The sequence below is a fragment of the Collinsella aerofaciens genome (assembly GCF_027679495.1).
Taxonomy (GTDB): Bacteria; Actinomycetota; Coriobacteriia; order Coriobacteriales; family Coriobacteriaceae; genus Collinsella; species Collinsella aerofaciens_AK.
This window is the reverse complement of the sequence record NZ_JAQEKC010000026.1, coordinates 19,978-29,405: the sequence shown is the minus strand read 5'-3', so window position 1 is coordinate 29,405 and position 9,428 is coordinate 19,978. Positions and strand designations below refer to the sequence as shown.

At 61.3% G+C, this 9,428-nt stretch carries 7 protein-coding genes; 1 reads left to right on the top strand and 6 read right to left on the bottom strand.

The window, feature by feature from the left end:
• Positions 1-126 precede the first annotated feature (126 nt).
• The 5 genes from PGW49_RS08835 to PGW49_RS08815 form a co-directional block, all read right to left on the bottom strand.
• Positions 127-1,566, bottom strand: coding sequence for a 6-phospho-beta-glucosidase (locus PGW49_RS08835; protein ID WP_270226282.1), 1,440 nt, complete (start codon positions 1,564-1,566; stop codon positions 127-129).
• A gap of 343 nt (positions 1,567-1,909) precedes the next feature.
• Positions 1,910-2,554: a DUF4867 family protein gene (locus PGW49_RS08830; RefSeq protein ID WP_270226281.1), complete on the bottom strand. Its 645-nt coding sequence runs from the start codon at positions 2,552-2,554 to the stop codon at positions 1,910-1,912.
• 144 nt (positions 2,555-2,698) lie between these two features.
• Positions 2,699-3,187, bottom strand: a complete 489-nt coding sequence (locus tag PGW49_RS08825) for an S-ribosylhomocysteine lyase (protein WP_270226280.1) — start codon at positions 3,185-3,187, stop codon at positions 2,699-2,701.
• A gap of 102 nt (positions 3,188-3,289) precedes the next feature.
• A complete protein-coding gene (locus PGW49_RS08820; RefSeq protein ID WP_270226279.1) occupies positions 3,290-4,264 on the bottom strand; it encodes a nucleoside hydrolase in 975 nt (324 codons plus the stop codon).
• Between the two features lie 30 nt (positions 4,265-4,294).
• Positions 4,295-5,257: a ribokinase gene (locus PGW49_RS08815; RefSeq protein WP_270226278.1), complete on the bottom strand. Its 963-nt coding sequence runs from the start codon at positions 5,255-5,257 to the stop codon at positions 4,295-4,297.
• A 187-nt stretch (positions 5,258-5,444) separates the two neighbouring features.
• Here PGW49_RS08815 and PGW49_RS08810 point away from each other — a divergent pair, with 187 nt between their 5' ends.
• Positions 5,445-7,661, top strand: a complete 2,217-nt coding sequence (locus PGW49_RS08810; RefSeq protein WP_270226277.1) for an acyltransferase family protein — start codon at positions 5,445-5,447, stop codon at positions 7,659-7,661.
• A 543-nt stretch (positions 7,662-8,204) separates the two neighbouring features.
• On the opposite strand, the gene PGW49_RS08805 is transcribed toward PGW49_RS08810, so the two are convergent.
• Positions 8,205-9,401 (bottom strand): Nramp family divalent metal transporter, encoded by a 1,197-nt coding sequence (locus PGW49_RS08805; RefSeq protein WP_006235731.1) that lies wholly within the window; start codon positions 9,399-9,401, stop codon positions 8,205-8,207.
• Positions 9,402-9,428 lie beyond the last annotated feature (27 nt).

Below are 9,428 nucleotides of genomic sequence, written 5' to 3'. Positions count from 1 at the left end.
CTAACTGCGGGAATGGCCTATTCGCTCAATGTGTTCGGCTGAGATCGGAAATCAACCGACGGCAAGGCGCCCGGCGAGCACATACTCGCCGGGCGCCTTGGTTAGGAGGCTATGAAGTTGAGTGTCTCAGCTTCCTAAGGACAGGTCCTCACCATTCGTTTCAATGACATGCTTGTACCAGTCGAAGCTCTTCTTCTTGGAACGCTTGAGGGTGCCGTTGCCCGCATCGTCGCTATCGACGTAGATGAAGCCGTAGCGCTTGGACATCTCGCCCGTGCCGGCAGACACCAGGTCGATCGGACCCCAGGTGGTGTAACCCAGCAGGTCAACGCCGTCCTCGGTCACCGCGTCGCGCATCGCGGCGATGTGCTGGCGCAGGTAGTCGATACGGTAGTCGTCGTTGATGGAGCCGTCCTCCTCGACAACGTCCTTGGCGCCCAGGCCGTTCTCGACCACAAACAGCGGCTTCTGATAACGGTCGTACAGGTCGTTGAGCGTAATACGGAAGCCCAGCGGATCGATGGCCCAGCCCCACTGGCTCTCCTGCAGGTAGGGGTTCTTGGCGCCGGCGAAGGCGTTGCCCTGGGTACGCTCGACATCGGGGTTATCGGCACCGGCGGAGCAACGGGTGCTGTAGTAGCTAAAGCTGATGAAGTCGACGGTGTTGGCGGCCAGGATCTCGCGGTCCTCGTCCGTCATGCCCACATCGATGCCCAGACGCTCGAGCTTCTTGACGGCATAGGCCGGGTAGTAGCCACGGCTCTGAACGTCGACGAAGAAGTAATTGTCCTGATTGTCGAGCTGCGCCTGGCGCACATCGCCCGGGCGGCAGCTGTAGGGGTAATAGCTACCTGCGGCGAGCATGCAGCCGATTTTGACCTCAGGGTCGATCTCGTGAGCGATCTTGGTTGCCCAAGCGCTGGCGACGAGCTCGTTGTGGGCGGCTAGGTACTCGACGGCCTCCTTGTTCTCGCCCTCCTCAAAGACCAGACCGGCACCCATAAACGGCAGGTGCAGAATCATATTGATTTCGTTGAAGGTGAGCCAGTACTTCACCAGGCCCTTGTAGCGGGTAAAGATCGTGGTCGCAAGGTTCTTGTAGAAGTCGATGAGTTTGCGGTTGCGCCAGCCGCCGTACTCCTTGATGAGGTGAATCGGGCAGTCGAAGTGCGTGATGGTCACGAGCGGCTCGATACCGTGCGCTCGGCACTCGCGGAATACGTCCTCGTAGAAGGCCAAGCCGGCCTCGTTGGGCTCGGTCTCGTCGCCGTTGGGGAAGATGCGGGTCCAGGCCAGGCTCATGCGGAAGGTCTTAAAGCCCATCTCGGCAAAGAGGGCGATGTCCTCCTTGTAATGGTGATAGAAATCGATGCCGGTCTGCGCAGGATAGTAATAGCCGTCCTCGAAGTCGAGCATCTTGCGCTGGCCGGAGACCACCGCGTAGCGCTCGGGGCCGTGCGGAGCCACGTCCACGTTGGCCAGGCCGCGGCCGTCCACGTCGTAGGCGCCCTCGCACTGGTTGGCAGCCGTCGCGCCGCCCCACAGGAAGTCATTACGGAAAGCCATGCATCAATCCTTTCGCACGCTGTTGTCATAGGCTCAGTATCCCTACAAACAACGCGTCGCTCAACGGCAACGACGCAGGTCGATACTTCTTTTCGCGTGCAGGCGCCCGACAGCCGCCCCGCCTGACACTTTCTGATACCCGCCTGCCCAAACCACCACAAAGGGAACAGGCACCTTTGTGGTGGTTGGGCCCGGTTTGTCTCGATCTGTAACAGTTAGGCCGCCAAAACCGGGCCCGGTGTTACAGATCGAGATCTTTCGGGCAGCCCCTGCAGTTTGTCTAAATCTGCAACAGGTAGAGACGATTTAGCCCGCTAGATGTTACAGATCGAGACAGAAGATTCTAGTCGCAGGCGATGTCGAGGTTTTTGCCGATGAGGCCTACGTAGCCGCCCTCGGCAGCCTTGGGGCTGTCAGCATGGCAGAGAACCCACTTGTCGGCCTTCCAGTAGCAGTAGCTGTCGCCGGCCGTGGGCATGTCGGCCGCAGCCTCGGGGCGCGGGCCGTTGGTGCCGGCGGGCAGCGCCACCATCACCTGGAAGCCACCGTCGTCGACCATGCACGGCGTGTAGTGGAGCGTGGTGTTGAAGACTTCGACGACCGTACCCGCCGGCACGCGAAACGCCTTGACGCACGCGGTGTCGAGCTTGCCGTCCTCGATCTCCCAGCGATGCGCCACGAGCAGGATAAAGTCGCGAGCCCCCAAGTTGAATTCGCTCGCGCGGTGATACTCCAGGCAGTTGAGTCGTGTATTGTGGCCGTTGCACCAGCCGAGCTGGAAGGGACGGCCACCAAACATGAGAAAGCCAAGCTTGTCGGCATCCTTGACGTCCTCGAGCTCCGGCGCACTTGCAACGTACTTGCTGCCCTCGGGAATGGGCGTGGCAGAGAGCGCCTCGAGCACGGGCGACGCAAGCTCGGACGGAACGTTATCCCAAACGTTGCCATAGGACTTGAACTCGGGATCGTTGACAGAGTAGATATGCATGTTCGCTCCTGTTCGTTTATGTGACAGTATGAACATTCTAGAACAAACATAAGCGATTTTAAACACTCGTCCCGACCACTCAGCAAAAAGGCACCCCCGCATAAGCGAAGGCGCCCAATGCGCGCGTTTTGGGCGATAAAGCCCTTACGCCTGCTGATAGTGCAGGTGCTTCTCGTCGATATCGGCCAGGTCGCGGTCGAGGTAGCGGCGCGCAAGCCAGTTGGCCATGGGGAGGTTCTGGTCCAGGTAGTTACCGCACTCCTCGGGAGCGGCACCGGGGACATCGCCCTCAAAGCCGGCGACAAACTCGAACAGCTCACGCACGAGCGGCAGAATCTCCTCGCTCGTCACCTCGCCAAACACAACCAGGTAAAAGCCCGTGCGGCAGCCCATGGGGCCAAAGTAGACAATGCGGCCCGACCACTCGGCATTATTGCGAAGGAACGTCGCGCCCAGGTGCTCGATGGTGTGGCACTCGGCCGTGTTCATGACCGGCTCCTTGTTGGGCGTGGTCAGGCGCAGGTCAAAGGTGGTGACGGCGGCCCCGGTCGCCGGATCGCGGTCGATGCGGCTCACATACACGCCGGGCTCAAGCAACAGATGGTCAACGGAAAAGCTCGCAATGCGCTCCATGGCAGATCCTCTCGGTAGTCAATTTGGGACGGGCTCTTTTAGCTGGTTCGAATGGTCGCACCAATCATAACAGTCAAAAAAGCCCCGTCCCAAAAAGACAACTTAGCCAAGGACACGGGCCATACGCGTCTTGAACTCGGACAGGAAGCGCGGAGCATCCACGGTCAGTGCCACAAGCGTGCTCTTGTCCGGATCGGACAGGCGGCGCTCATCGCAGATGGTGCGACCGCGGTACTCGCCCAGCAGATCAACACGCAGGTTGCAGCCGAGCGCACCTACGAGCGTGGGGTCGATCGCCACGGCAACGGCCAGCGGATCGTGCAGCGCACAACCACCCAGGTAGGGTGCGTTCATCTCGTACGAGCCAATGTAGTGCTCGACCATGCTCGCAAATGCGCAGCCCGCCATGGTGCCCGAGCCCGTCCAGCCGGCAATGTCGCGGCGTGTGAGCACCACGCGATGCGTCACGTCCAGACCCACCATGGTGAGCTTACGGCCCGAGCGCAGCACCGCGTCGGCTGCCTCGGGGTCGCTCGCCATATTGGCCTCGGCGCCCGCGCTCACGTTGCCGGGCACGGTAAGAGCGCCGCCCATCACGACCACGCGGCCAATGGACATCATCGTCACCGCATCGCGCTCCAGGGCGAGCGCCAGGTTGGAGAGCGGGCCAGTCGCTACGTAGACCAGATCGGGACCATAGGTGCGCGCGGCATCGATCAGATAATCGACCGCAGCGTTGCCGTCGGCCGAGGTCGCCCCCACCGGCTCGTAGGGCGACGCGGGCACGCTCGCGCCGCCGATGCCGTTCTTGCCGTGAATGAGCGCGGTGGACGCCGGCGGCGTATAGGGCTCAGTCGCCTGCAGAGGACGGTCGGCGCCCAGGTACACCGGCACCTCGGGGCGACCCAGCAGATCGAGCACCGCCAGGCAGTTGTGCGCCGATTGCTCGACGCGCACGTTGCCAAAGCACGTGGTGATGCCCACGAGCTCCACCTCGGGGCTCGCGATGGCATAGGCCAGCGCCATCGCATCGTCCACACCCATATCCAGATCAAGGATCAGCTTCTTGATTGCCATTGTTCTACTCCGCTTCTCCGTCTTTATCGTTTAACTAAACCAATGTTCAACTTCGGCGCTCGTGGGAATCGATTGCTGAGCGCCCAGGCGCGACACCGTCACTGCCGAGGCGCGAGCACCCGCAGCCATGCACTCAAAGAGCGGCAAGCCCTCTAGGCGAGCCGCCGCCAACGCGCCGATAAACGTATCGCCGGCGGCCGTGGTATCGACTACCGTACTCGAAAGTGCCGGCATGCGCAGCAGCTCGCCGTCATCGCCGAGCGTAACCGACCCGGCGCCGCCCAACGTGATGACCGCAGCTCCGGCGCCCTTGTCGAGCAGCGCTTTGAGCGCGGCGATGCAACTCACATCATCCGTGGGCAGAATGCCCGTCAGAACCTGGCACTCGGTCTCGTTGGGACAGACCAGGTCGACCGCAGGCCAGGCCTCCGCAGGCAGCTCACAGGCAGGCGCTGGATTAAAGACCGTATAGAACCCCAGCTCGTGAGCGCAAACAAGCGCCTCGGCCGTCGCCGCAAGGTCACATTCGCCCTGGGCGATAAAGACGCTTCCGGCAGCCGGGGCAATCTCGCTGGCGTCACTATCGAGTTCATCGGCCACCAGACGCCTCAGCGCGCGGGCAACGTCCTCGCCCGCAAGCGCATGGTTGGCGCCCGGCGACAGCACGATGCGGTTGTCTCCCTCGCAGCGAATGATGGTCGCCGTTCCCGTCTCCACATCATCGCGATGCACTACAAAGTCACAGTCCACGCCGGCGTCTTGGAGCCCCGCCACGAGCGACGCGCCGAACGCGTCGCGACCGACCGCGCCGATCATGTGCGTGCAAGCGCCCATACGCGCGGCAGCTACGGCCTGATTGGCGCCCTTGCCGCCGGCGTTGGTGATAAACCCGCTGCCGCCGACGGTCTCGCCCGCACGCGGTATGCGCTCGCACGCCACCGAAAGGTCCATGTTCATGCTGCCGAACACCGCAACGATGCCGCGATCTGCCATGGAAACCTCCTCATCTGCGGGCCTTATGCCCACCGCCAGCCGTCGATCGTGCACTCTCGCACCCCCTATAACTTTAGTTCACTTTGATGTGGACGCGCGCTTGAGCTTGCGCCAGCAGCAAGCATTCACAGGAGCAGGCAGCTACAATGAAGGCGTGCTGATTATTCTCGTCATTGGATGATGTTTTATGGAACAACTCTCGCAATCGGGCTCGCGCGGTCGACGCCGCACGGGCAACGAGCCGGCGCCGCACGAACGCGTGAAGGGCGAACGCCGTGCCAACGAACCGCGACGCACCGTGAGCCCCCATCGTGCTTCTGCCAACAACGCGGGCCGCGCCAACACTCCCGCCGCGGAGCAGACGCCTGCTCGCCCCAAATCCCGCTACATCCCTGCCCTTGACGGCCTGCGTACGCTCGCCGTCGTCGCGGTGGTGCTCTATCACCTTAACCTCACGTGGGCGCAGGGCGGCCTGCTTGGCGTCACGATCTTCTTTGTGCTTTCGGGCTATCTGATCACGCGCTTGCTGCTCAACGAAGTCGCTAAGACCGGACGCATCGACCTTAAGAGCTTCTGGATTCGCCGCATCCGTCGCCTGGTCCCCGCCGTGGTGACCGTCGTGGTGGTAACCTGCGCGCTGTGCACTCTCTTTAACCACGTGATGCTCACCAAGATGCGCCCCGACATCCTGCCGTCGCTGCTGTTCTTCAACAACTGGTGGCAGATTGCCCAAAACGTCTCGTACTTCAATGCTCTGGGCGACCCCTCGCCGCTCACGCACTTTTGGTCGCTTGCCATCGAGGAACAGTTCTACCTGATTTGGCCGCCACTGCTGTTTGCCATGGTATCCATGCATGTGAGCAAACCCAACACGCGCCGCGTGGTTCTGGGCCTTGCCGTGGTATCTGCCCTAGCCATGATGGTGCTTTACAACCCTGTCGCCGACCCCAGCCGCGTGTACTACGGCACCGACACCCGCGTGTTCTCGCTGCTGCTGGGTGCCTGGATGGCCTTTATCCCCGATCGCGACCTGGCGCCGGTGCGTCTCGCTCATCGTTTGGGGCTCAATCGCCTGGCTGGCGCCGCCAAGCACGGCAAGAACGCCGAGGGCAAACCTGGCGAGAAGGCCGACGAAGCAGCCGAGACCGCCCCGGCACAGCCGAGCGCCCTCGTGCGTTTTTGGTCCTCGCCCGCATCCATCGATGTGTTGGGCGTCGTGGGTCTGGTTGGCCTTGCCGCCATGGTCGCGCTCACCAACGGCTACACCGCCTTCCAGTATCGCGGAGGCACGCTGCTGTGCTCGATCCTCACGCTCATGGTCATCGCGGCCTGCGTGCAGCCCCAGGGAATGGTTGCCCGCGCGCTGTCCGCCGAGCCACTCGTGTGGGTTGGCAAGCGCTCCTACAGCATCTACCTGTGGCACTATCCGCTGCTGCTCCTCATGAACCCGGTCGCCAACATCAACGATACGCCGTGGTGGCAGTACATTTTGCAGGTGTTGTTGGTGGTCGCCGTGGCAGAGTGCTGCTATCGCTTTATCGAGACTCCGTTTAGGAAGGGCGCCTTTGGGCGCACCGTCGCCGAATTCCGCGATGGCACCACCACGCCCGCCAACTGGGCACGCACGCACATCCCTGTCTGCGCAGCCTGCGCTGTCGTGTTGGTCGTTGCACTGGGCGGCCTGATCTTTGTGCCCGAGACGTCTGCGCTGAGCGGCGAGGGCGCCGAAGTTCTGAACAAGGAAGCCAAGAACACCGCGCCCACCGACCAGCAGGCGGCCGACGACACCGACAAGGACAACGACGGCTTCACCGATGGCTCCTACGATCTGCTTATGATCGGCGACTCCGTGTCGCTGCGTGCCGTAGACACCTTTGACGGCGTGTTCCCGCACAGCCATATCGATGCCGAAAAGGGCCGCCAGTTTGATGCGGGGCGCGCGACATTTGAGGGCTATATCCAGCAGAACCTTGCCGGCAAGATCGTGGTCTTTGCCCTGGGCACCAACGGCTTGGTAACCGACGACCAGCTCGACGCCATCATGGCCGATGCAGGAGATAAGCGTATTGTGGTGTTTGTGAACACGCGCAGCCCGCAGCCGTGGGTTGGCTCTACCAACCAGGCCATCGCCAACGCCGCTACGCGCTACAAGAACGTGCGCGTTATCGATTGGTACGGATACAGTGCCAACCGCAACGACCTGTTCGATGGCGATGGCACGCACCTATCGACCACTGGCGTGACTGAGTACCTCAACTTGATCCACGATGCCGTCAAGAAGGACCTGCCCGTACACCCCGAGGATCACGTCAACGATCCGCAGCCGGCAGCCGTCAAGTCTGCCACCGACGCGCTCGTCAATGCGCTCGCTCTCAAGCCGCACAAGTTGGGCACCGACAAGTAACCTGCAGCGCAAACTTCCCACATCCGGAGGGGGCGTCTGCCGTGGCAGACGCCCCCTCCGGCAGTTAGGGACGTTCCTTATGTACCGGTACCTAGGGACACTCCTGGCGCAGCCAATGAAGACCTCTACGGATGAATTCCAGGCCGCTCCGTCGCTCCAGACACCGTTTCCGCGCCTCGTGCCTGCCCCAAACAATCAAAACAAGCCCTTTTCGCCGCACCCTCAAAGGTCTGTGGGCAAAAAAGGGCAAATATGAGTACTGTTACCATTTTAGTAGCAGGCAAAACCACCCAAAATGACGTCCGAGCGACCCCTACAACCCCCTAAAGCAGCCAACCTGACTGGTTTAAGGCGTATTGGAGCCAATTTTAATGAACATACTAAAGGCTATGTTCATTATCTTTTAGGATGTAAATGCTATTCACTTAGCAACAGTACTCATATTTGGCATTTTTTGTCCATTGCTATATAACTAACACCCTATAGCAGACAAAAACAGGCCGCAGCCCATCGCTGCGGCCTGTTCGGAAGCAAAAGTGGGCGTTAAGCGCTGTAGCCCATCGCCTGCAGAACAAACATGACGACCGTGAGCACCGTAATCACACCGATAGTCGCCCAAGTGAGCACATTCCACACGCGGCCGTTGCGGTTGGCACCCATAATGTGACGGTCGGCTGCGATAACCACCTGGAACACCAGAACCACGGGCAACAGCACACCATTGATGACCTGTGAGGTCATCATAATCTGGAACAGATCGACGCCGGGCATAAGCACCAGCACGGCAGAGATACCGATGATGGCCGTAATGATGCCGCGATAGACCGGGGCCTCGTCCCAGCTGCGGTCGGCACCGCGCTCCCAGCCAAATGCCTCGCAGATAGCGCTTGACGTAACGCCCGGCAGCACGCAGGCAGCCAAGAAGCTCGCCGCGACCAGGCCCGAGGCAAACAGTACCGTGGACCACTGACCCGCAATAGGCTCCAACGCGCGGGCGGCATCGGCAGCATCGCTAATCTGAATACCCGCCGGGAACAACACCGTACCGGTCGTGATGATAATAAAGCCGGCAATGACATCGGCGGCAAGCGAGCCGCTCACGGTATCGATGCGCTGCAGCACGATATCGTCCTCGCCCGCGTTCTTATCGACCACGTTGTTCTGCGCCAAGAAAATCATCCACGGCGCGATGGTGGTACCGATCGTTGCGACCACGAGCGACACGTAGCTGGGGTCATTTTGAATGTTAGGCACGACCAGGTCGACCGCGACCTCACCCCAGTTGGGGCCAGCCATAAACGCGGCGACAATATAGGTCACGAACACGCAGCTCACCAGCAGCAGAATCTTCTCGATGCGCTGGAAGCTGCCCGACATGGTAAGCATCCACACCAGCAGCGCCACCAGCGGCACCGAAATGCTCGCCGGCACGCCAAAGAGGGCAAGGCCGCTGGCGATGCCCGCAAACTCCGAAATGGTCACAGCCGTGTTGGCGATCAACAGCGCCGCCATAGCAAGTACACTCTTGCGCACGCCAAAGCGCTCGCGAATGAGCGATGCCAGGCCCTTGCCCGTGACGCAGCCGCAGCGCGCCGCGGTCTCCTGCGTCACGATGAGCAGCACAGTCATGACGGGAAGCATCCAGAGCATCTTGTAGCCATAGCTGGCACCCGCGCTGGAATACGTTGCAATGCCGCCGGCGTCATTGCCCGAAAGCGCCGCCAGCAGACCGGGACCCATAGCGCCAAAGATGGCCGCGATGGTCAA